Here is a 24,160-nt window from a genome sequence, read left to right as displayed (position 1 = left end):
GATTTCGACTGATTCAGTTAACACATCGGAATAGCTATAGCAGATGCGTTCAAATTTATTTTCTTCTTGGTCTAGTTCAACCACGAAAACAGCAGGGAAAGTATCACTTAGCACCCCTTGGCGTTTCATCACGCGTTTACGACCAATCTGTTGTGTAAGATGGACGCGTTCACCGATTTTTCCTTCAAGTTCCGCTTTAATAGTTGCAATATTATTTGGCATGCCCTCACCTCTCTACCGTACAGTATACCATAAAATGCAAGATATATAAATACCATTTTTGTCTTTTATTGTCAACAATTATAATGGTAAAATAGGTGAGAATTTTAGCCAAATATTCTTAATCTTGGAAGGTCAAATCTTCTTTGTACAGGGCATCTGCCAAGTGTCCAAAATCTGCAATCGTTAACGTTTCCGCACGTTGTTTTTGGTCAATACCTGCAACTTCAAGGGCTTTTACCATTTTCTCAACGACGGCTTCTTCTTTTCCAAAGGCAGCCCGTAAGTTATTCCAAATGGTCTTACGGCGTTGTTTGAAGCTTGACCGTACTAAATGGAAGAAAAATGCTTCATTTTCAACAGTAATTCTTGGTTTATCCAGCTTGTTTAAGGCCAAGATAGCCGAATCCACGTTAGGTTGTGGGTTAAAAACAGTCCGCGGTACGGTAAAGGCGATTTCCGCGTCACAGTAGTATTGAATAGCTACTGATAATGACCCATAAGCCTTTGTTCCTGGGGCTGCTGTCAATCGTTCTGCTACCTCTTTTTGCATCATCAAGATGAATTGGTCGAAGTGGAAGCTGGCTTCAAGCAAGTTGAAGATGATTGGCGTTGTAATATAATATGGCAAGTTAGCCACTACAACCGTCCGCTCAGCAGGTGGGAAAGCCGCCATTGTCGCATTCAAGTCCGCTTCCAAGATATCTTGATGCTTGACTGTTACATTGTCGTAGTCACTTAGGGTATCTGCTAAAACTGGCAACAAGCGTTGGTCAATTTCAAAAGCCAATACTTCCTTGGCATTGATGGCTAAAAACTCCGTTAAAGCCCCAATCCCCGGTCCGATTTCAATGGCGTTAGTATCCTTGTCCACCCCTGCCACATCCACCATATGTTGTAGGATTTGCGGTTCAGTCAGGAAGTTTTGCCCCAAAGACTTTTTCGCATCTAAATTGAATTTTTTTAGGATGGCACCCGTTCTTGACGGCGTTGCAATATATTTAAATGGTTGATTCATAATTTTCACCTATTTCTTTTGGTAATTTTCAAGCACTGTTGCCACTTGGTCTAATGATATCTGGAAAAGGGCTAACCGTTTCGCAAGCTGTTTGCCGTTGACATAACCCAAGTGTAGCTGGCTTGATAAGTATTCTCTTCTGTCTTTGGCATCCGGCGTCCCAATCAACCTCAAGGCAATCAAGTCTTTTTGTGCGATAGGTTCAACCGCGTTTCCTGATGGATCAGCCAACTGGTAAACATTGACCAACGCTTTTTCAATCGCTGAATCAGAGGCATGCTCAACCCCTAAACTCCCCTTGTGACTTGGTTTCGCTTCTTCTCGTTCAATAAAGGCATGTTGAACACCAGGTACAGCATCCACAACCGCTTGACGAATCTTAGTCCCTGAGATATCTGGATCTGTAAAGACAATCACCCCATGGAGTTCATGAGCTTTCTTGATTTCAAGCAAGGTACGTTCATCAACCGCTGACCCGTTAGTTTCAATAGTTGTGACTTGGTAGAGCCGGTTCAACCGTTGGGTATCTGACTTGCCCTCAACTACAATCACCTGTTTAATCTGTTTCTTTTGTTTTGCAGATGGATTTTCAGCTTTCGCCATCTCTCCCTGTCTGTCTTCGGCTGTCATATCACGCATCTACTTTCTTTTGACCAATTGTTGGCCATCAAAATCCAGTGCGAACAAATCCAAAGCATTTTGGAAGGTTTGCGCTTCAAAGTCTGCAATTGAACTTTCACGTGTTGTTGCCAAGGCCTCTGCCACATAGGCTACAAAGGCTGATTCATTACGTTTGCCTCGTTTTGGTACCGGTGCTAAATACGGCGAATCCGTCTCAATCAAAATCTTATCATCTGGCACCAATTTCGCAGCTTCCCGCACTTCCACCGTTTTTTTGAAGGTCGATACCCCGGAAAAAGAGACATGCATGCCTAAATCTAGGAATTTCTCGGCCCATTCAGGTGTTTCACCAAAGGAATGCATAATGCCACCGAAGTCACCCACTTTTTCTTCTTTTAAAATGCGGTAACAATCAGCCGTCGCGTCCCGGTTATGGATGACAATAGGCAACTGTAATTCGCGGGCAATCGCTAGTTGACGGCGGAAAACTTTTTCTTGTACATCACGGGGACTGCTATCCCAGTAATAGTCCAAGCCTGTTTCCCCAAGCGCCACTACCCGGTCATCTTCTAAAGTAGATAATAGGTATTTTTCAGCATCAGCATTGTAATCCACTGCTTCGGTTGGATGCCAGCCGTAAACGCCAACCATGTCCCCATTTTCCTTGACCATTTCTTGGGCCCGGTTAATGGTATTGTAGTTAAAACCTACTAGGGCAAATCCCCTTACCCCAGCATGTCTAGCCCGAGTAATGGTCTCATCGCGGTCGTCATTAAAATCATCTACATTTAAATGTGTGTGCGTATCAAATAACATAGTTTTCCTTTCTTAACTTAGAAAAAGGGACTGTGACAACCAGCCCCTTCTTCGCGTTATCTTTAAGCTATTTCACTACCATTTGCAGCATCTTCAGGTGCAAATACTACTTGTAGTTTACCCTCGTGTTCTGCGGAAAGGATCATTCCTTGAGAAACTTCACCCTTCATCTTACGTGGTTTCAAGTTGGCGATGATGCAAACTTTTTTCCCGATTAAAACACTTGGATCTGGATAAAATTCACGAATACCAGATAGGATTTGACGGTGGCCCTTGTCTCCTGCATCCAATCTGAATTTCAATAATTTATCTGCCCCTTCAACGAAGTCAGCATCAATCACTTCAGCAACCTTGATTTCAACTTTATCGAATACATCATATTTGATTTGGCTATCTTTAACAGATACCAATTCCGTTTCTTCAGGGTTGAAGCTTTCGTCTTCTTCATCGTCACCAGCTGGTTTATTGGCCGCCATTTGTGCTTGGATATAAGCTACTTCTTCATCGTGGTCTAGACGTGGGAAGATTGGTTGCCCTTTTTCAACTACTTTCGCAGTTTCTGGGTATAAACCAACTTTGGCATTTTCAAAACCTGCGTCAGCGTCAAAATCTAAACCTAATTGTTCAAAGATGTTAGCTGGTGTTTCAACCATGACTGGTTGGATTAGGATGGCAATCACACGTAATGAGTCTACCAAGTGGTACATCACTGACTGCAATTTACCTGCTTCTGCTTCATCTTTAGCCAAGATCCAAGGCGCTGTTTCATCAATATATTTGTTGGTACGAGAGATGATTTCCCAAACGTGGTCTAAGGCTACACTGAATTGTAGGTCATCCATTGATTGGCGGTAAGCTGCCACTTCAGATGTGATTAAATCTTCTAATGGTGCATCAAAGTCAGTAATTTGACCTGGGTAAGCACCCACTTGACCACCCAAGTACTTGTTAACCATTGAAACAGTACGATTCAATAAGTTTCCTAAGTCATTCGCTAAGTCATAGTTAATACGGTTGATGAAGTTGTCAGGGGTAAAGATCCCGTCATGACCAAATTTCACTTCGCGCATTAAGTAGTAACGTAAGGCATCTAAACCATAACGTTCAACTAGCATTTCTGGGTAAACAACGTTCCCTTTAGATTTAGACATTTTACCATCTTGCATCAATAACCAACCGTGGCCAAAGATTTGTTTTGGTAGTGGCAAGTCTAATGCCATCAACATAATTGGCCAATAAATCGTATGGAAACGAACGATTTCTTTACCTACAAAATGGATATTTGCTGGCCAGTATTTGTCAAAGTTTTCAGCATCCGCATTTGGGTAGCCTAAGGCTGTAATATAGTTCGCCAAAGCGTCAATCCAAACGTAGACTACGTGTTTAGGGTTAGATTTAACTGGCACACCCCAGTTGAATGATGTACGTGAAACCGCCAAGTCTTCTAAACCTGGTTTAATGAAGTTGTTGATCATTTCATTTTTACGGGTTTCAGGTTGGATGAATGTCGGGTTCTCTTCGTAGTATTGTAGTAAACGATCAGCGTATTTACTCATCTTGAAGAAGTAAGATTCTTCTTTCACTAATTCTACGTCGTGACCAGATGGCGCTTTACCGCCGATAACTTTACCATTTTCATCTTTGTAAACTTCTTCTAATTGGGTTTCAGTGAAGAACTCTTCATCAGAAACTGAGTACCAACCTTCATATTCACCTAGGTATATATCGCCTTGTTCTAATAGGCGTTCGAAGATGTATTGAATGGCTTCAATATGTTGTTGGCTTGAAGTACGCATGAAAATATCGTTTGAAATCTTCATTGTCTTCCAAAGTTCTTGCATGCCAGCCGCCATTCCATCAACGTATTCTTGCGGTGAAATACCTTGTTCTTCAGCTTTTTGTTGGATTTTTTGTCCGTGCTCGTCAGCACCAGTTAAGAACATTACATCAAAACCGTTTGCACGTTTGTAACGCGCAAGTGTGTCAGATGCTACTGTTGTATATGTATTTCCGATATGTAATTTACCGCTTGGGTAATAGATCGGTGTTGTAATATAAAATGTTTCTTTATTTTCAGCCACGAATGAGTGCCCCCTAATATTTGTCTATTATCTTTCCGTAATAGTATATCATAATTTACCAGTATTTTAATGGGGTTCGACGACATTTACGATCACCCGTGTCACGAATAATTGATAATGTGCTAATGATTCAATTTGAAAAATGACAAATCTGCCCTAAGCTGATGCACTAGTTTACCTAATTATCTACTTACTAGACTAATTGCTTACAGGTCATTCAACACCCGGTTAGCGAACTGTGGGGCAAAACGGTCAACATGACCATATGAAACAGTCTTTCCCGGACTTGGCGCGTGTAAATAATAGCCATCCTCAAGGGCTAAGGCGACGTGGTAAACCTGGTCGTCTTCTTCAAAAAAATATAGGTCGCCAGGTTGAACATGGTTTAAGTCTACAGGCTGGCCAAAATATTGCTGTTGATTGGTTGTACGTGGCATATATAAGCCGTTTGCCTTGAAAATATATTCAATAAAACCGGAGCAATCAAAACCAGATAAATCATTGCCACCCCAAATATAAGGAATGCCAATCAAATCATTGGCTGTGGTCAGGATGGCTTGCCGTTTAGTGGTTGCGGTCCTAAATGGTAGGTGTGCATTTTGATCGCTAGCTGGTAGTAGCGCTATTGTCCCCTTCCCCTTGGCATCAATGGCTTGTACGGGGAAGGCGAGTGCAGCCACTGTATATAAGGCGGCCAGCAAGTACAAGAGACTTCTTTTTCTAAACATATTGATCACTCCTTTTATGGTTATAACAGGGCTATCATATCAGGTTGAAATCCTTGTTCCTATAGGCTTTACACAAGTTTTACCAAGCGTTTTTTTGGTGTTCTCACGTATACGGATTGGGGGCAAAATGCTGTCAAAAAAAGACCTGAACCAGGGTTCAAGTCTTGCATCGTTTCTATATCAATCCTTACGCGCCTTCGATGGTAACTAAGAAGTATTTTTTCTTACCGCGACGAACGACGATGTATTTGCCTTCGATGGCGTCTGCTGCTGAGATTTCGTAGTCGACGTCTTGTAGGCGTTGTCCGTTGATGTAGATGGCGCCGTTGTTGATGTCTTCACGTGATTGACGACGTGATCCTTCGATGCCTGCGTCTACTAACCAAACGGCTAAATTGTTGCCTTCTTTAGGCATTGTTGATCCTGGCATATTACCGAAACCTTGTTCAATTTGTTTGGCTGATAGGTCTGCGATATTGCCTGAGAATAAGGCTTCTGTGATGGTTTGGGCATCTTGTAAGCCTGCTTGTCCGTGAACAAAAGTAGTCATTTCTTCTGCTAGACGACGTTGTGCTTCACGTTTTTCTGGTTGAGTAGCTACTTTTTCTTCTAGGGCGTCGATTTCTTCTTTGCTTAAGAAGGTAAAGTATTTCAAGTATTTCACGACGTCTGCATCGTTTTGGTTTAACCAGAATTGGTAGAATTCGTATGGTGACGTTTTTTCTGGGTCTAGCCAAATCGCACCACCGGCTGTTTTACCGAACTTAGTGCCGTCCGATTTCAACATTAATGGAATAGTTAATCCGAAGGCTTCTGCGTCGGCACCAGCTTCTTTACGGATTAATTCTAGACCCGATGTGATGTTCCCCCATTGGTCGGCCCCACCGATTTGTAGACGAACGTCTTCGTTTTCAAATAGGTGTAAGAAGTCCATTGATTGAAGGATTTGGTATGAGAATTCTGTAAATGAAATCCCCGTTTCTAAACGTGAAGCAACGATGTCTTTTTTGATCATGGTATTCACGTTGAAACGTTTCCCAATATTACGTAAGAAATCAAGTAAAGTCAGGTTTTTAGTCCAATCGTAGTTGTTGACCATACGGAAGTCGGCATCTTTTTCTTTTAGGAATAAGTTTTCCATTTGACCAGCTAATTTGCGGGCGTTGTCTTCTACTTGTTCCATAGATTGTAGGTTGCGTTCTTCCGATTTACCTGAAGGGTCCCCGATTGAACCTGTCGCTCCCCCAATTAAGATAACTGGACGGTGTCCTGCTAATTGGAATCGTTTAAGCACCATAAATGGGATTAAGTGACCGATATGTAGTGAGTCACCAGTTGGGTCAACACCGCAGTATAGGCTGATTCTGTTGTCTTTGATGTAGGCTTTTAGGCCGTCTTCGTCTGTTTGTTGGTTGATGGCGCCGCGCCATTCTAATTCTTCAATAATGTTCATATTTTTCGCTCCTTTTTCCTTTTATAAAAATAAAAAAGCCCCTGCCCTAAGCTTCCAATTGGAAAAACCTAGACAGGGACGATCAATTACCGTGTTACCACCCAAATTGTTATAAACATTTAGTTTACAACCTCTCTTTGTGCGTTATCGGGCACTAGCCGGCGGAATTTATTTTGCTATGTGTAATTCACTATCAATCCTTGACTAGTTTTCACCCACCACTAGTTCGCTAATTACCAGATTCATTGCTACTCCACCACTTGACTTGGTGCCATAGTGCATTCCTTGCACAAGATTATTTGCGTGTGAAACTTTCGCTTCTCACTGAATTCTATCAAAGTCATTGGATAAGTCAAGCAGTTTTGATGTCTTTTTCTACTATCGATTGACACTGATATGCTTTCTCTTCTATCCAGCTACCATTCTTCGTGGTTCCATGCTAGGCCGTCTAATTTGCCTTGGGCTTGGAATAAGCGTTTGTCGGTTTCAGCGATTTCAGCTTTCACTTTTTTTAATATGGCGATTGTTGCATAGTCTGTTGCTGTTTCGATGGCTTGATCAATGATTGCCTCGGTCCATTTCAAGTCATTTTCCATTCCGGTTCTAGTCTCCTTGTTTAATGCGGTCATATGATGTGCCCCCTTAACGCCAACTTGTTTTAGGTAGTTGCGCTTCAATGTCGCCTAGATTGTCCATTTCATCTGCCCATTCTTCAGCAACCAGATTTAGTTGATCTTGCAATGGTTGGTCAAAATTACCTGCAATATCTTTTAATTGGGCGATCAACCAAGCGTTTCGGTCCGCAAATTTTGCCTGGGTTGGTAGTTCTAGGTATTGTCTAAAGCGGACTAAGTTGTCTTGCTGGATATGTTCTGGTTGGTAGGAATGTTGGGCAAGGACAAATGGCGGCAGGTATTCCAAGCCAATCGCGCGTGCAAAGGATTGGTATGGTCGAAGTAACTCTGAAATGGTTACTTGTTCCCGGCCACCTGCTTGATACTGTCTTAAAGGCACACCCACTGAAATGATTACACCAAATTCTTTACCTTTTAAATTTGTACTATAGGTATCTAAAAATCCCTTGTTAAAGACTTCTAGAATAAAGTCCGATACTAAACCGGGCGCTTGATACCAAAATAATGGAAACTGAAGCAACCATCTGTCTGATGCTAGGATAGCTTCTTGATACGCTGTCACGTTTGAATCAGTGAAGGGTCGTTCAATTTGGATAAAAGGAATGGTATTTGGTCTTGCTTCATACAAGAATTGGTGGGACGCTGAAGTCTCCATTTCTGGATGACCACCAAAGATCACGCTTGCCATTGATTCGCCTACTTTCTCATTTATATTTTTTCATGCATTTCTAGTCATTTTATCATAAGACTATTTTACATAAGAAAAGCAGCCTAACCAAGTAGACTGCTTGCAAAATTTATATTGAATGATTTTTATAATAAAGCTGGTGAATTTGGTCCAACTGGAATACCAATTAGATACCAGATGACTGCCATAATAATCCATGCAATACCGATGGCTACTGAGTAAGGTAATACGTTAGACATTAAAGTCCCTAAACCAGAACGCTTGTCGTATTTGTATAATACTGCTAGAACTACCGGAATGTAAGCTTGCATTGGTGTTAATGGGTTAATAATCCCATCACCAATACGGTAAAGCATTTGGGTGAATGCTGGGTGATAACCTAATAGCATGAACATTGGGACAAAGATTGGTGCCAGGATTGCCCATTTTGCCGAAGCTGAACCAATAAAGAAGTCAACGAACATTGATAATAAAATGAATCCGATGATTAAGGCGATACCATTGGCGCTTTCTAGTAAGCTTGCGCCTGAAATCGCAATAACTGTCCCCATGTTAGACCATGAGAAGTACGCCATCATTTGACTTGAGAAGAAGATGATCACGATGAAGCTTCCCATATCAGCCATTGATGAAGATAACATCCGAGATAAGTCGTGTGAGTCTTTGACTTGGCCTGTCATCTTACCGTACACGAAACCTGGTACGAAGAACATAATTGTCATCAAGACTGTGATCCCGTCCATAAATGGTGAACCAGAAATTAACGAACCTGTTTCAGCATTTGCTAAAAATGAATTTGGCATCAAGGCTAAAACTGCAACAATAGCGATTGTCGCTAGTAATGACCAGTTTGCATATTTAACTGCTTTAATTTCTTGGTCTGATAATGAGCCACCTTTGTGAACTGCTGGTAATTGCTCGCTGGCAAATTCAGGTTGGTACTCACCCATTTGTGGTAATGAAATTTTAGTCAGTACGAAGTAAATAACTGGTACTAATACAAATGTTGAAGCGAAGATGAAATAGTAGTTCATCGCAACGTTGAGTTCAATATCTGGCATAATAGTCTGTGCTGCTGATTCTGTAAATGGGAATACTAAGGCATCAGACATCCCCAACATCACGTTGGCCGCAAAGGCTGCAAGTGATGATACATAACCTAGCACTGCACCGGCCATTGGGTTTAAACCCATTTTCAAGAAGGTTAAGGCTGCTAACGGTGGCAATACGATTGGACCAGCGTCCCCAGCGATGTTGGCAATTACCCCTGCAAAAATGATGATCAGTAAGATATATTGTTTGGGCGCTTTTTCCACTACATTAGTTAAAACGGCTTCAAAGTAACCTGATTTCTCAGCCATGCCAACACCAAGCATAATAACTAATACGGCTGACAAGGCTGGGAATCCAGCAAAGTTGGCCCCTGCTTCTGATATCATGCGGGCAAAGTATTCGCCAGTTAGCAAGTTATTTACTGCAACCTCTGAATTATCTATCGGATTGACAACCGATACCCCGAACATACTCATTACCCATGACGCTAGAATGACTAGAATACTCAGGTAAATGAAAATCATAATTGGTGAAGGCATTTTGTTCCCTACACGTTCAATTCCGTTAAGAATACGGAGCAACCGTGATTCTTGTTGTTTTTCTTCCACTTATCTCATCTCTTTTCTTATTTTAATTCTTGCCTAGCTTTTCACTATTGTTTTAGATTATAAAGATTCCATTAAAATTCTGCAAGTATTTGTTAAATTTTGCATAATTTTCACCCTCCTCTTGGAAGATAATCTCCATCTTTCCAAATCAAAAAGACCCATATCATCTTTATATGGATCGATTTGTTATATTTATTGACAGCTACATTCCGTTTTTAGTATAAGTCCCTTGCACCTGATTCAACCCTACCGTATTGATGTATGAATCCTCATAATTTGTACTTGTTTTTGTTCATATTGTTCACCTCTTTCCGTTATTGGATTTGTATTTCCTGTGAAAGAGGTGTTTGTAAATTATAGAACTTTTAACGGTTAGCTACCGTTTCTGTGATTGTTTGAATAGCGGCTTCGCTTCTTTGAATCAAGTCTTTTCCTTTGGCACCTAATGTTGCTTGTAGTTTTTCGTCTTTTAATAATAAGACGTTTTCTTCAACATTTTCGTTGGCTGCTTGGATAGCCGTTTTCAGCATGGCTGTCCCAACGGTGACATCGGCCATCACAGACTTCCTTCCTAGGCTAGCGACTTGGGTCATAATTTCTAAGGCTTGTGTGGCATGGTCCATAATTTCCAATGGCACTTCTGTGGCAATTTTTAAGCCTGCTTGAATCGCTTGTACTCGATCAGCTTTTTCTTGGTCAGTAGCTTTTGGTAATTTGAATGCACCGAATAGTTGGTTTGATGCGTCTTCGTCCCCTTGCACCAAAGCGAACAGTGCTTCTTGGTGACTAGTCATTTGATTGACTAGACCCGCCAGCAAATCAAGGTCCGCCCCTTTTTGCTTTTCAATAGTAATATTTAGGACCATGTTACCTAAGGCGGCGCCCATTGTGCCGGCGTATGCTGCTGCTGACCCGCCCCCAGGTGCTGATTGGCTTGAGGCTAATGCTTCGATGTAAGTATACATTTCCATGATATTTTCTCCCTTTTAATCATCTTTTGAGTGATGTTTGAATAATTTCTTCTATTATAGAATAGTGTTAAAACAAGTTGAATAGTGGAATTAAAACGATTGGTACGAACATAGAAGGTGCGATGTTCATGACCTTGATGTCAGTGATTTGTAGTAGATTGAAGCCTAGGCCCATAATAATGAGGGACCCTACTGCACCGATTTCTGTGGTTACGACGACTCCTAATAAGGGCGCGATGGATGCGGATAGTAGCGATAAGGCTGCTTCATAAATAAATAATGGGATAGCGGCAAAGGCTGACCCAATTCCAAGTGTTGACGACAAGACAAAGACGAACACAAAGTCTAAGATAGATTTGGCGTACATGGTGGTGTGGTCTAGGAATAAACCGGACTGCAGGGACCCAATGATAGCCATTGCGCCGACTACAACGAATAAGGTGGCCGATACAAAGGCTTCTTGAAAGGTAGATTCGCCTTCGCCAGCTACTCTTTCTTGGAGTTTTAAGGCGAAATGGTTGAATTTCCCGTCGAAGTCAACTGTTTCACCGATTAAAGTCCCAATCACTAAGGATAGCACCATGACGATTAGATTGTCTGTTTCAAGCGCACCCTGGATACCAATAAATATAACGACCAAGGCGACGGCTGTCATGATACCTTTTCGCGTGTTGTTTTTTAAGAGATGACCAAATGTTGTCCCCACACCTGCCCCAAATATTACACTAATCGCGTTCACAATTGCCCCAAATATGACCATGTCCTAGCTCCTCTTATCTTCGTATTCTTTTGAATTTGATTATAACAAATAATGAGATTTTTATGTGGAACTTGTTAACATTTTGTTAAACCCGGTTCCCATGTGATGTTTTATGACACAAAACGTCAATTTGCCCTTGCATTCTATTAAAAATACATTCATAATACAAAAGTAGTTAAATTTAGGACGACAAAAAAGGAGTAATTTTTATGCGAACATGGACTAGAGAAGCAATTTTTGAAGACGTAAAAGAGAAAAATGTACATTTTATTCGTTTAGCATTTTCAGATGTTAATGGAATTTTGAAAAATGTTGAAATCCCTGTTTCACAGCTAGACAAGGCTTTAGATAACGAAATGGCTTTCGATGGTTCTTCTATTGATGGATTTGTCCGTATCGAAGAAGCTGATATGAAGCTACACCCAGACTTGAATACTTGGACTGTTTTCCCTTGGGGTTCTGATGACAGAAAAGTTGCCATCTTAATTTGTGATATTTATACAACTGATGGTGAACCATTTGCAGGTGATCCTCGTGGTAACTTAAAACGTATGGTAGAAAAATTAGATGATTTAGGTTTTTCTGCTTTCAACTTAGGACCTGAGCCAGAATTCTTCTTGTTCAAACTTGCAGAAGACGGCAACCCAACGACTCGAGTAAATGATGTTGGTGGTTACTTCGACGTGGCTCCTGTTGATTTAGGTGAAAACTGTCGTCGTGAAATTGTATTGGTACTTGAAGATCTTGGTTTTGAAATAGAAGCTTCTCACCATGAGGTTGCGATTGGCCAACACGAAATCGACTTTAAATACACTGATGTTGTAGATGCTTGCGATAAGATTCAATTATTTAAATTAATCGTTAAAACTGTTGCGCGTAAATACAACCTGCATGCTACTTTCATGCCAAAACCTATTTACGGTATCAATGGTTCTGGTATGCACTGTAACATGTCATTATTCAAAGGAAGCGACAATGTCTTCTTTGATACAGATTCTGAAACTCAATTATCTGAAACAGCTATGCAATTTATCGCTGGTGTCCTAGAACATGCTAAAGCGATCACCGCAGTTGCTAACCCGATTGTTAACTCATACAAACGCTTAGTTTCTGGTTATGAAGCACCTGTAAATATTGCTTGGTCTGCACGTAACCGTTCACCGCTAATCCGTATCCCATCAGCTCGCGGGAAATCAACTCGTGTTGAATTACGTTCAGTAGACCCAGCAGCTAACCCATATTTAGCTTTAGCAGCTATCTTAGGTGCGGGGCTTAAAGGTATCGAAGACGAAATGGTTGCACCTGCACCAATTTCTCGTAACGTATACAAAATGACTGCTGATGAATTAGTTAACGGTGGCATTGATAAATTACCTAGCTCGCTATCTCGCGCTTTAGACGAATTAGAAATCGACAGCGTTGTACAAGATGCTTTAGGTGCACACATCACTGCAAACTTCATCTCAAGCAAACGTATTGAATGCCAAGAATACTTACACCAAGTAACTGACTGGGAATTGAATACATACTTAGAACAATACTAATTTAGGGAAAATGAACACGACTTAGCGAAAGCTAGGTCGTGTTTTTTTTATTGTATACGAATAGAAAAAAACGCATGACCTAAAAAGAAATCCAGATCAAGCGTTAAATTTGGTTTATTCATTTCTTAACAGTTTGTGTCGCACCCTAGTCGGGTTCGCTTCGGCAAACAGGTATCCACTTCAAACTAGTTTCCCAAAGCTCGCACCCTCTTTTTAAAAGTCGTCCCAGTTTTTATCGTCTTTATACTTGTCATCCACAAAGCTGTAGTTGGTTTTGTATGTGGACGGTTTTTCTTTTCTTGTAAATCCGCGGTAAGTGTTGCCTTGTTTTTTGGCATGGTGGTTTGAACTCGGCGTGTACTCGTCTTCTTCTATAAGGACTTCTTTGGCCCGGTGTTTCCTAGCTTGACTAAGCCGAGATACTTTTTCCGGGTAGCCAGTTTCATCTAATGCTTCTTCATAGAAGTTGATTAAGGCTAGGCTATGGTAGGGTTTGACATAGAAGTAGGCTAATCCTAGCGTGAATGGAATCAATAGGTACCATCCGATGAAGCGTAGGTTTAGCCAGATAAATCGCCATTTCCGTCCGCGCATCATCCGGCGAGATTCTGTGATGGCCTCAGAGGCTGTTAGGATTGGAAAGTCGATGATTAAATAATCGGTCATGGCGTAGCCTATACTCTTATAAACCGCTGGGATAAATAATAACAATGACCACATGAGTAGGTAAAAGCCTCGTAGAAATCCTGCCCAAGCAAATTTGATTGAATCACGCATAATTGGCCCAATGATGTCACGGTGGATTCGTATCGATCGTTGGTTATTCTTCACCATTAATGACCGTAGATAAGCCATTTCAGCTCCGGCAATAAAAACGATCTCGACGATAATAATCAGGATGCTGATGGGGAAAAGGACGAAGGATACTGCAGTTGGTGCAGTCCCAATTATCCATACGATTGCCCAATAAATAATGGTAAATAAGACAAACCATCCTGTATTTTGCCTTAATGTCTCTTTAGCTTTCGCTTTTAAATTTCTTCTCAATCACGGTCACCTCCTCATAAAAATCATCAATTGATTGTGTTCATATCATACTTGCCTAATCGATAAACTGGTAGACAAGCAATACTTGCCTTTCAGACCAGCTAACCTTATATAAGTATTCTATCAAATTCTCAAGTTTCGCCATCCACCTTAGGACCTATTTCAAACAAAAGAATAGCCTTGAATACCGTTGTACTCAAGGCTGTCTTTTTGCCTGTAATAATGGCTACATCTTAGTCGCGAGAACGACCGCCAAACAATATCAATACACGTAGCAGTGACAAGGCACCTGCAATTGCTGATGCGACGTAAGTCATAGCCGCAGCGTTTAGGGTTTTACGGGCATATGGTAATTCCGTTGCAGTTAAGACATGCCCGTCTTCCATAATTTGTAGCGCACGTTTAGAGGCGTCAAATTCGACTGGTAAAGTCACTAATTGGAAAAGTAAGGTTAAGGAGAACAAAATAATCCCAATATTGATAAAGGTCTCGTTAAAGCCAGCGATGGCACCTAGGATTAAGATTGGCCAAGACAGTTTTGAACCGATACTCACAACAGGTACAATTTTTTGACGTAGGGTCATCATGAAATAACCTTGGGCATCTTGAACCGCATGGCCACACTCATGGGCGGCAACGCCGATAGCAGCAATCGATTTTGAATTGGCTGTGGCATCAGATAAACGCAATACCTTATTGCTTGGATCATAGTGGTCAGTTAAGTTACCGGAAATACGTTCAACTCGAACGTTGGTAATGCCTGAATATTGTAGGATGTATTCGGCAACTTGGGTACCGGTCATCCCTTTTGCAGTGGCATATTTACTATATTTATTAAATGTTCGATTTACGTTGGCACTTGCGATTGACGCGATTACAGCACCAATAATAATTAAGATATAAGTCCAGTCAAACATCATGGGGAAAAACATTGAATCACTCCTTCTTTCATATTATAACAGCTAACTCCGCCCTGACCAATGCGTATGCTGGTTAGGGGTTCATAATTTGTTGGTGGATGATGTCGATAACTTCCTGACTTTCTGGTAGCTTGTTCAGGTAAAATTCATGGTGCATGTAATCAAACTGGTAATAGTTACTGGTATGATTATGGGCACGTAATCGGCGGTGTAACCAACGGCCGTCGCAGGCGTGGCTGTCATCCGTTCCGTTAATAAAATCGACTGCTGGCATTGAGTCAATTGGCATTTTAGCATAATTTAAAGCTGGATTTTTCTCCCGCCAGATAGTTTTTAAGGCATTGACCTTGGTGGCGTCAAATTGCACATCGTTTGGGTTGATGTTGACATCATCAAAACTGGTATTTAGCCAAGGTGACAGTAAAATCACCCGTTGCACTGGACTGCCTATTTGGTCCATCCGATCCGCAACCAGTAAGGCTGGAATCGCGCCAGTGTCTGAAGCAAGGAAATAGACATTTCGAAGAGAACGTCCTGTTTTTTCAGCGATTTCTTCTATCAAGTTGGTCAACCGTCCTGTTTCACTAGCTAAGTCATAATTAGCGAATGACCGCAGCAAGGGAATTGATACATTCGCCTCATCTTCAAAGCGGTTAGCTATTTTTCGGGCGAAGGCCCATTCACGCTCTTGTAAGGTATGAATCCCGCTTCCGCCATGGAAATAAATAATCCAGGCTTTGTCTGTCTCTTGAGAATCCCCTTGAGTGTCCAAGGCTGGTTCGGTATCAATATCCGTCAGCTCGACGATGACACCCTTTTGGCCACGGTGAATCTCTGAAGCATGGTCGCGGGTAATAAAAAATAAGTTTTCGTGGTTGATACTCCGTGTAGCTAGGTCTTCAGTTGCTTGTTTCTTGGTATTGGCAGGGGTTAGGCGATTGGCTTCTCGCATAATCCGCATACCATCTTGTATCACCTTGCTGCGCACCGATCGCTCTTGACTCATGGCATGATAAACATAGCCGACGCCTGTTGCAGCAGCCGCTAACCCTAATCGCCACAGTCGGTTATTATCCTTCTTACTCATTCCTGCACGCTCCTTCCCACTTTCTTCATCATAAAACTTGCACGAGCTCTTTAGTCTATTATAACTGAACACCAGACATTGGATAGGGACTAAAGTCCTAATTTCTGGCAAAAGAATTCCTACATTTCCCTTAGCATTTTCTAAAAATTATATTAATTTCTTGAGATATTCGCGTAAGTCTCGTATCATTAAGGGTATATTATACTTTATGGGTTATCATTGGGTTACTTTATGCCAAAATGCATATGGCATTCATTGATCAACAAAGTAAAAAAGAATAAGGAGATAGATAATGGTATTGAAGAAACTATCCACCCTTGCAATCATTGGATCGAGCATTGGGGTATTAGCAGCCTGCTCTAGAACACCAGACCAAGTTGTGACAAAGTCAGCCGAAAACGCCCAAACTATGATGGGGCAATTAGAATCCATTCAAACGCAGGAAATTGCCTTACAAGATGCTTTTGAAGAAGATTTAGCAACTGACGAAAGTCTAACCAACTTGGCTGAATCAGGTACGGGTGCAACACGGGAAAACTTACAAACCAGACAAGAAGAATTTGACGAATTAAAATCGCTTTTTGAAGATTTCCAAGGTCAGGTTGAAAGTTTAAATGAATTTGACGAAACAGACTTCACAGCTGGGGAAGATTTCGCCAACTTTGATGCATCTCGCCAATTAGCTGACAGCGTGAACACGCAAATGAGCGCCTACATTGAAAACTACCAAGCTGTTTTGGAGAAAGAAGATGCTTATTACACAAGTTTAGCAGCTGAAGACAGCAATCTAACGACCTTCTCTGACGGCCTAGCGGAAATTAACGGCAACTTCGAAACGTCACAAGCAGCCTTATCTGAAATGTTGCCTGACTTAACGGCATTAGCCAAACTTTCGCAAACAGAAAATCAAGCACAATAAAATGAAATAGAACGGAGGCCAGAACCTTGAAAGACAATCAATCCAACCCAAATTCGGATATTAAGACAACTTTAGACCCAAAAAACGAAGGACCTAAATTCAATTGGAAACTTGTTTTAGGGCTACTCACAGCCATTGTATTAGGTTTAGCCTTAATCTTTGGCATTCGAACAGACTGGTATGGCTTAGCCAATGAAAATAACCAAGAACAATCTGCAAGTAATGAAAGTTCGTCTGAACAAAATGCTGAATCTACCAGTGAATCTGGTGAATCAACTGAAGCAAGTGGTGAAGATGCTAGCGTTGCAGCGACAAGCGGTGAAGGTGACGGTACACAATTACCAAATGTTTCTACAGAAGCAACGGCTTTATTAAACCAACCAAAAAATTTACCCTCAAAATTCCAATACGATTCAGGTTACGATATTGCCTATCCTGAAGACGGGGTAAAAGGGATTTACCTATCAGCTGCCGGTGCCACCGACCAAGCCCTATTTGATGAAAATATGGCCCTTTTAGATGAAACCAATCTAAATTCAGTCGTACTAGATGTCAAAGACGACTACGGGAATATTACTATGGACCTACCGTCAGAAGATGATACGGTCAACAACAACGAAACAGATAATATTGACGGCGAAGGCATTATGCAAACCTTCCAAGACAAACAAATCTATCCAATCGCTCGTATCACAACCTTTAAAGATACCAACCTAGCTAACGCTGATCCATCACGTACCTTCCTAACAGAATCTGGTGAAGTATGGACTAACGATGGTGGCGATGCCTTCTTAAACCCATACAACAAAGATAACTGGGAATACCTTGTAGAAGTCGCTAAATCTGCCGCTCGCGCTGGTTATAAAGATATCCAATTTGACTATGTCCGCTTCGCAGAAGGATTTGAAACTTTCGGTGAAACCTTAACTTACGATATGGGTGACTACGCTGAATATGGAAAAGCTTCAACTGAAGCCCGTCAAATGGTTATCGCAGACTTCCTAGCTTATGCCCGTGAAGAACTTGAACCATATGGTGTAGATGTTTCTGCAGATATCTTTGGTTACGTGACAGATGTTGTCGCAACACCTGGTATCGGTCAAAATTACAACATGATCGCAGAAAATGTTGATGTCATTTCATCAATGATTTACCCTTCTCACTGGGGTCCTGGCTACTTCGACTTAGACTACCCAGACTTATACCCATATGAAGTTGTACAAGCTTATATGGAAAAAGAGAATGCTTTAAATGCTGAGCTGGAAGATGCACCAGTATCTAGACCTTGGTTACAAGACTTTACCGCATCATACCTAGCGGAAGGTACTTATGCTGAGTACGGCGCGGCCGAAGTACAAGAACAAATTGATGCTGTTATTGAAAGTGGCGCCAACGAATACCTACTTTGGGATGCATCGAACACCTACACAAGAGGCGTAGATTACAAATAGTACTTATGATAGCAAAAACTCGACGTCAGCTGACGTCGAGTTTTTGTTTTTTTCAAGTAGTGTTGGTGGGCGTTTTTAAGGAATCTTCACCAACATTATTTTTATGCATAGAAAAAGGCCATGCTTTCCTAAAATAAAGTAAAACACCACATCATACTTCAAAGAAGGAAAATCATGACCTATTCATTTATTATGCAGACTTTGCGAGACAATTTTTACTTGATGATTTCAGTGTGGAAACACCGTGTCATATGTTCAAGCATAGTGTCTCCTAAATCTGTAAAGGTTGCAACACCATTAGCATGGACCTTAGTTTGAAAACCATAGGCATCTGCCCCACTAACCGTATTGAACACACAAATATCTGTGGTTACACCAACAACATGGACTGTATCAACGTCTTTATCAAGCAACAAATCTCCCAAACCAGTATTAAAGAAGCTATTGTAATTTTCTTTAGGCAGGTATGTGACCAATTCATTGTCTTGGTTGGCTTGGAACCAGTCTTGCAATTCACCATAAATTGCTTGTCCTTCTGTACCCACCACATTATGGGCTGGCCACAATTTAAAGTGGGGATCATCCACTTGATGAGCGTCCATAGCCACGACCACATCTTTCCCTTGGCTGATAAAGTCTTCTGACAGAGATTTAATGTAAGGAACGATGGCTTGACCTGGTTGGCCAACGGTTAATGAACCGTCTGGTGCCACAAAATCGTTACTCATATCTACAATGATTAATGCTTCTTTACCCATGAAATCAGCCCCTCAATCGTCATTTGCATCATTCTTTGAAAAATGAATTTGCATTTCTATACGCAATATTTATCTTTGTTTTATTTGTTTCTTAGCTCGGTAACAAATTCTTCTATTTTGTCCATGGCAATCGTCAATTCTTTAATTGAGTAAGCATATGAGATACGTAAGAATCCTTCCCCACCCTCACCAAATGCTGAACCAGGCACAACTGCCAATTTCTTCGCATCAAGGAGCGCCAAGGCAAATTCTTCACTGGTCATATCAAATTCACGAATGTCAGGGAAGGTATAGAAAGCCCCGCGTGGTACGAAACAAGGAATACCCATATCACGGAATCGGCCTAATAAGAAATTACGACGTTTTAAATAGTCTTTCCGCATCGCTTCTACATCGTCATCACAATCTTCTAAAGCCACAACTGCCGCATATTGCGATACAGTTGGTGCAGCCATAATCGTGAACTGGTGGATTTTCAACATTTGTTCCACTAAGACTTCTGGTCCACATAGGTAACCAATTCGCCACCCTGTCATCGAGAATGCTTTAGCAAATCCGTTAATGTAGATTGTCCGTTCTTTCATCCCTTCAAATGAAGCGATTGATGTATATTTATCTTTGGCATACCAGATTTCAGAATAAATTTCGTCCGTTAATACATATAAATCATATTTCTTAATTACATCAGCCAACTTTTCCAATTCTTCCCGAGTTGCTGCTGCCCCCGTTGGGTTGTTTGGATAGTTTAAAATAATGGCTTTTGTTTTGTCTGTGATCAATGCTTCAATATTTTCTGGCTGTAAAATGAAGTCGTGCTCACTTGGTAGCTTCAATGGTACGGGAATCCCCCCAGCAAGCTCAATTGATGGTGTGTAAGATACGTAAGACGGATCCATACACAATACTTCATCACCTGGGTTAATTAATCCACGACAAGCAAGGTCAATGGCTTCAGAACCACCAACAGTGACAATCACTTCCGTATCTGGATCATAATCCAAGTCATATTTGCGGTCTACATATTTTGAAATTGCACGTCGTAATTCAATTAAACCTGCATTGGCAGTATAATAAGTTTTACTTTTTCTAATGGACCGAATCGCTTCTTCACGAATTGACCAAGGCGTTGGAAAGTCAGGCTCCCCTACACCAAGCGAAATCACGCCTTCGATTTCATTGGCAATGTCGAAAAAACGTCGGATACCAGAAGGTTCCATGTCAATTACGGTTTTATTTTGAGATTTTGTCATTGTGAGATCACCATACGTCCGCCATGTTCTTTGATATCTTTATAGACAACCCCTTGTTCTTTATAGCGGTTCATTACAATGTGGGTTGTTGTAGCGCTAACTTCGTCGATAGCTGCTAATTTAGAGATAAATTTAGAGATATCTACCATCGTTAAACGCTTCGTTAATAATAGGAAATCATAAGTACCTGACATCAAGTATAAAGATTCTACTTGATCATATTGGTAAATGGTTTCTGCAATGTCTTGATAAGATACACCGTGGTGTAAATCAACATTGACTTCTACCATCGCTGATAGCAAGTTGTCATCGGCAACGTCCCAGTTGATCATGGTGTGGTAGCCGGCAATCACGTTATCTTTTTCATAAGCAGCGATTTGTGCAACGACTTCTTCTTCGTTAACTTCAATCATGTTAGCGATTGTTTTAGGTGCTAATCGCGCATCCTGTGCTAAGATAGCTAACAATTCTTTTTTCTGTTCGATGTTCATTTTTATCCCTCCAAAAACGACTTGACTTGTAGCTTTAAGCATACTTTTAAACTGAAGTTTTGTCACTTCATTTGAATAATTTTAATAAAAATTTTTGATTTCACCCCAATTTAAAAAAACGCCCTCTTCTAGTATATATGAAATAGATTATTTTTGTAGTGATATGGCTAGTAACCCATTTTTTCTGATCATTAACTTTCAGGTTATGCTTATTCCTATGATAGTCTTAAAAAACAGTGGGACCGCCCTCACCCTAGTTAGGTTCGAGTCTCCAGAGAGGACTCTCGCACCCTAATCATATTACTACTAGACAGGAAACGTCTTCTTTCGCACTCTTTTCTCCTTAAACAATTTTTATATCCTTGTTAACAGTTTTCTAAAACCCTTTCCAATTTAACATGATATAATGGGGTTACCGACAACTACGACCTTAATGGTCATAATCAGTCTGTAGGAGGAAACATACAATGGAAAAGTTTACAAAACGAATTTTATTAACTAGTGGTGTTTTAGCTTTAGGACTTGCCGTAGCTGCACCAAATAAATTAGCAGATAAGATTGCTATTGACCCGATGTTTACATATGGGGAAACTTTAGATGATAGCCAATATACTGAAACAAAAGAATTATTAGGTGTTGAAGATGGCGCGACTGAAATCGAAGTGGCTGTTGATGAATTAAATGACTTATTACAAGATAGCTACCCATACAACCAAGTGTATTCTTCAGCTTATATCACACCAGCAGATAACGATGGTGGCGTAACGGTTGAAATCGAAACACCAGATACAATTACAGATATCACTGAAGCCCAATATGAAAATGCGGCCATTACTGCGGGCGCAGTTGACGTAGATATTAAAGTTGCTTCTGCTGTTACAGTAGATGGTTCAGGTGCCTTAGCGGGTGTTTATAAAGCCTTTGAAGATGCTGGTTATTCATTAGATGATGATGCCCGTCAAGTAGCGCAAGATGAGTTAGCGGTAACTTCTTCTATTACACAAGAGAACGAAGATACTGAAGGTTACTCCGATAGCGACATGAACGCTGCGATTGCAGATATTAAAGCGCAAATTGCTGACTTGAAAGACCAAAATGGTGGCTCAATTTCAGTGGATGAAATTACTGTTATCGTGAATAATGTGGTCAATAACTACAACTTAAATGGTGTGATTTCTGAAGACAATATCCAAGCGATTATTGATCAAATGAAAAACTTCTCTAACCTTGAGTTAAGTGAAGAGCAAAAAACACAATTATCTAACTTAGCAAGCTCATTATCTGACGCTGCAAGTAACGTTGCCGCTTCTGCTTCATCTGCAATCGAAAATGCAGATACTGAGCAATTACAAGAAGATGCTATAGGTATTTGGGACCGTATCTTATCCATTATTGATAACATCTTCGGGACTAGCTTCTCAGACAACAAGGAAAACAATAACGAATAGGCAATCAAACGCATACATAATAAAACTATATTGTCTCCAAAACTATTTTTTCTCAGCGAGAAATAGCCTTGGAGACTTTTTTATGAGGTGATCGCTACACTTACACTAAACTACATAGACTGAGTTAAACGCCAAAGTCTATAATAGCTGTATGAGGGAGGGAGTGTAATGAGTAAAGCTAATAGATTCAATTTTCGTATGAATAGTGATTATGTGAAAAGTATGGTCTATGGTGGTTTAGATGGCATAATAACAACTTTTGCAGTAGTTTCCGGCGTGACTGGCGGTGCTTTAGACTTTCAGATTGTAATTATTCTAGGCTTCTCAAACTTATTAGCGGATGGTCTTTCAATGGCTGTCGGTGATTACTTATCTTCTAAGTCAGAAAACGAATTTATTACTAAAGAGATTGAACAGCACCAATCTAATTTCAATTATAATTTTCAATCTGAACTAAACGATTTCAAGGAATATTATATAAACAAAGGACTTACAGAAACGGATGCTTCACTAATTTCAGAAACATTAGCTAAATATCCAGAAGTAATCGAACAAGAACGTATAAACATGATCTTTGGCACTGCTGAAACAGAAGCGCATCCTATGTTTAATGCTTTAATTACTTTTTTATCCTTTATTTTGTTTGGGTTTATTCCCTTGATTGCATATGTCTTTGCTTCGTTTTCAACATTTCTTATGGAAAATACTTTTATAGTTGCAAGTATTTTAACTGGACTTACGCTATTTATTTTAGGTGCAGTCAAATCAAAGTTAACTTTAACAAACTGGATTCGCTCTGGTATGGAAATGTTATTAGTAGGTGGTGCAGCTGCACTAATTGCTTATATGATAGGTTTTATTTTGGGTAGTTAGTATTTTTTAAACAGAGATTACGCTTTGCCCCTGTAAATAGGGGCAACACACTTTATCAATTTAATTTAATCTCCAAGTAAGTGATCATAAATAAAAAGCCAAGCAATCAAATAATGATTACTCGGCTTTTTTTAAACTCTAATTTGATGGCGTTTCATTTTTATGAGTCAATCTGTTACTTTAAAGATTGACCTATTAGCTATTTTCCTCAACCAATTCCGGATATAATTGGTGAATTTGTAATTGATCATTGATTAGTTTTGAACTTGGGTCAATGGCCTCTTTTTGCTTAACACCTTGACGCCAATATACTGCAAGTAAGATCAGTGTAATGGCTGCCCCGCCCCAGTAGGATAAGTTACTTAATCCTAAGTTAAAGCCAATAGGCTCACTTAACAAGTAGACTACAACGGCATATAACATAAAGACAGCTGGCACTAGTGTGACGAAGTAATTTCTACCCTTTAGGAATAAGTAGCGTGTTGTTACTAGTAAAGCTAGTACCGCTGTAACTTGGTTGGCCCAGTTAAAGTAACGCCATAAGATATTAAAGTCCACAAAGGTTAAGAAGAATGAAATCACGTAAATTGGAATAGTGATTGTCATTATTTTTGGTAGTGTATCTTGCTTCATATGAATATAGTCTGCAATGATAATACGTAATGAACGGAATGCAGATAATCCAGATGATAATGGAAGTACAATAACCCCAATAATGGCT

24 protein-coding genes are annotated in these 24,160 nt (G+C 40.4%); 5 read left to right on the top strand and 19 right to left on the bottom strand.

The features are described from left to right. The 12 genes from ACRCJ0_RS02135 to ACRCJ0_RS02080 all read right to left on the bottom strand — a co-directional run. Positions 1-222 (bottom strand): Veg family protein (locus ACRCJ0_RS02135; RefSeq protein ID WP_431389314.1); only part of this gene is annotated, 222 nt, incomplete at its 3' end. 118 nt (positions 223-340) lie between these two features. Next, complete coding sequence (rsmA, locus tag ACRCJ0_RS02130) at positions 341-1,237, bottom strand: 16S rRNA (adenine(1518)-N(6)/adenine(1519)-N(6))-dimethyltransferase RsmA (protein WP_419971551.1); 897 nt, start codon at positions 1,235-1,237, stop codon at positions 341-343. A 9-nt stretch (positions 1,238-1,246) separates the two neighbouring features. Next, entirely contained in the window at positions 1,247-1,876 is a 630-nt protein-coding gene (gene rnmV / locus ACRCJ0_RS02125; RefSeq protein WP_419971552.1) for a ribonuclease M5, read from the bottom strand. After that, the gene (locus ACRCJ0_RS02120; RefSeq protein WP_431389344.1) at positions 1,877-2,674 is read right to left on the bottom strand and encodes a TatD family hydrolase; all 798 of its coding nucleotides are present in this window, start codon (positions 2,672-2,674) and stop codon (positions 1,877-1,879) included. 62 nt (positions 2,675-2,736) lie between these two features. Continuing rightward, the gene (gene metG / locus ACRCJ0_RS02115) at positions 2,737-4,755 is read right to left on the bottom strand and encodes a methionine--tRNA ligase (RefSeq protein WP_431389343.1); all 2,019 of its coding nucleotides are present in this window, start codon (positions 4,753-4,755) and stop codon (positions 2,737-2,739) included. 206 nt (positions 4,756-4,961) lie between these two features. Continuing rightward, a complete protein-coding gene (locus ACRCJ0_RS02110) occupies positions 4,962-5,483 on the bottom strand; it encodes a C40 family peptidase (protein ID WP_417893506.1) in 522 nt (173 codons plus the stop codon). A 187-nt stretch (positions 5,484-5,670) separates the two neighbouring features. Beyond that, positions 5,671-6,936, bottom strand: a complete 1,266-nt coding sequence (gene tyrS / locus ACRCJ0_RS02105) for a tyrosine--tRNA ligase (RefSeq protein ID WP_431389342.1) — start codon at positions 6,934-6,936, stop codon at positions 5,671-5,673. Between the two features lie 416 nt (positions 6,937-7,352). Continuing rightward, complete coding sequence (locus ACRCJ0_RS02100) at positions 7,353-7,565, bottom strand: hypothetical protein (protein WP_069286725.1); 213 nt, start codon at positions 7,563-7,565, stop codon at positions 7,353-7,355. Between the two features lie 13 nt (positions 7,566-7,578). Then, on the bottom strand, positions 7,579-8,259 hold the full coding sequence (locus ACRCJ0_RS02095; RefSeq protein ID WP_417893504.1) for an NAD(P)H-dependent oxidoreductase: 681 nt from the start codon (positions 8,257-8,259) through the stop codon (positions 7,579-7,581). A gap of 125 nt (positions 8,260-8,384) precedes the next feature. Then, positions 8,385-9,920, bottom strand: coding sequence for an AbgT family transporter (locus ACRCJ0_RS02090; RefSeq protein ID WP_417893503.1), 1,536 nt, complete (start codon positions 9,918-9,920; stop codon positions 8,385-8,387). A 365-nt stretch (positions 9,921-10,285) separates the two neighbouring features. After that, positions 10,286-10,891: a cyclodeaminase/cyclohydrolase family protein gene (locus ACRCJ0_RS02085; RefSeq protein WP_417893502.1), complete on the bottom strand. Its 606-nt coding sequence runs from the start codon at positions 10,889-10,891 to the stop codon at positions 10,286-10,288. Positions 10,892-10,958: 67 nt separating this feature from the next. Beyond that, positions 10,959-11,651: a DUF554 domain-containing protein gene (locus ACRCJ0_RS02080; RefSeq protein WP_417893501.1), complete on the bottom strand. Its 693-nt coding sequence runs from the start codon at positions 11,649-11,651 to the stop codon at positions 10,959-10,961. A gap of 203 nt (positions 11,652-11,854) precedes the next feature. Between ACRCJ0_RS02080 and glnA the strand changes: the two genes are divergently transcribed. Further along, the gene (gene glnA, locus ACRCJ0_RS02075) at positions 11,855-13,195 is read left to right on the top strand and encodes a type I glutamate--ammonia ligase (RefSeq protein WP_431387574.1); all 1,341 of its coding nucleotides are present in this window, start codon (positions 11,855-11,857) and stop codon (positions 13,193-13,195) included. Positions 13,196-13,408: 213 nt separating this feature from the next. Here the strand turns inward: glnA and ACRCJ0_RS02070 are convergent, their stop codons facing one another. The 3 genes from ACRCJ0_RS02070 to ACRCJ0_RS02060 all read right to left on the bottom strand — a co-directional run bounded on the left by ACRCJ0_RS02070 (position 13,409) and on the right by ACRCJ0_RS02060 (position 16,249). After that, positions 13,409-14,242, bottom strand: coding sequence for a DUF975 family protein (locus tag ACRCJ0_RS02070; RefSeq protein ID WP_417893499.1), 834 nt, complete (start codon positions 14,240-14,242; stop codon positions 13,409-13,411). Between the two features lie 233 nt (positions 14,243-14,475). Next, a complete protein-coding gene (locus ACRCJ0_RS02065; RefSeq protein ID WP_419971561.1) occupies positions 14,476-15,174 on the bottom strand; it encodes a zinc metallopeptidase in 699 nt (232 codons plus the stop codon). A 61-nt stretch (positions 15,175-15,235) separates the two neighbouring features. Further along, complete coding sequence (locus tag ACRCJ0_RS02060) at positions 15,236-16,249, bottom strand: alpha/beta hydrolase (RefSeq protein WP_431389341.1); 1,014 nt, start codon at positions 16,247-16,249, stop codon at positions 15,236-15,238. A 292-nt stretch (positions 16,250-16,541) separates the two neighbouring features. Between ACRCJ0_RS02060 and ACRCJ0_RS02055 the strand changes: the two genes are divergently transcribed. Both ACRCJ0_RS02055 and ACRCJ0_RS02050 read left to right on the top strand, forming a co-directional pair. Next, positions 16,542-17,168: a YkyA family protein gene (locus ACRCJ0_RS02055; protein ID WP_431389340.1), complete on the top strand. Its 627-nt coding sequence runs from the start codon at positions 16,542-16,544 to the stop codon at positions 17,166-17,168. A 26-nt stretch (positions 17,169-17,194) separates the two neighbouring features. After that, a complete protein-coding gene (locus ACRCJ0_RS02050; RefSeq protein ID WP_431389339.1) occupies positions 17,195-18,619 on the top strand; it encodes a putative glycoside hydrolase in 1,425 nt (474 codons plus the stop codon). A gap of 215 nt (positions 18,620-18,834) precedes the next feature. Here the strand turns inward: ACRCJ0_RS02050 and ACRCJ0_RS02045 are convergent, their stop codons facing one another. The 3 genes from ACRCJ0_RS02045 to ACRCJ0_RS02035 form a co-directional block, all read right to left on the bottom strand. Then, positions 18,835-19,377 carry a cysteine hydrolase family protein gene (locus ACRCJ0_RS02045; RefSeq protein ID WP_431389338.1) on the bottom strand — a complete coding sequence of 181 codons (543 nt, stop codon included), beginning with the start codon at positions 19,375-19,377 and terminating at the stop codon, positions 18,835-18,837. A gap of 80 nt (positions 19,378-19,457) precedes the next feature. Further along, positions 19,458-20,627 (bottom strand): pyridoxal phosphate-dependent aminotransferase, encoded by a 1,170-nt coding sequence (locus tag ACRCJ0_RS02040; protein WP_431389337.1) that lies wholly within the window; start codon positions 20,625-20,627, stop codon positions 19,458-19,460. Further along, entirely contained in the window at positions 20,624-21,118 is a 495-nt protein-coding gene (locus ACRCJ0_RS02035; RefSeq protein ID WP_417893492.1) for an Lrp/AsnC family transcriptional regulator, read from the bottom strand. Before ACRCJ0_RS02035 ends, ACRCJ0_RS02040 begins: the two co-directional genes overlap by 4 nt. Positions 21,119-21,585: 467 nt before the next feature. Here ACRCJ0_RS02035 and ACRCJ0_RS02030 point away from each other — a divergent pair, with 467 nt between their 5' ends. Then, positions 21,586-22,566 carry a DUF1002 domain-containing protein gene (locus tag ACRCJ0_RS02030; RefSeq protein WP_417894378.1) on the top strand — a complete coding sequence of 327 codons (981 nt, stop codon included), beginning with the start codon at positions 21,586-21,588 and terminating at the stop codon, positions 22,564-22,566. 168 nt (positions 22,567-22,734) lie between these two features. After that, positions 22,735-23,439: a VIT1/CCC1 transporter family protein gene (locus ACRCJ0_RS02025; protein WP_431387573.1), complete on the top strand. Its 705-nt coding sequence runs from the start codon at positions 22,735-22,737 to the stop codon at positions 23,437-23,439. A 195-nt stretch (positions 23,440-23,634) separates the two neighbouring features. Here the strand turns inward: ACRCJ0_RS02025 and ACRCJ0_RS02020 are convergent. Further along, positions 23,635-24,160, bottom strand: a 526-nt coding sequence (locus ACRCJ0_RS02020; protein WP_431389336.1) for a carbon starvation CstA family protein, incomplete at its 5' end; no start/stop codon positions are given.

The organism is Aerococcus sp. L_32, assembly GCF_050689315.1.
This window is presented reverse-complemented; position numbering and strand designations above follow the sequence as displayed.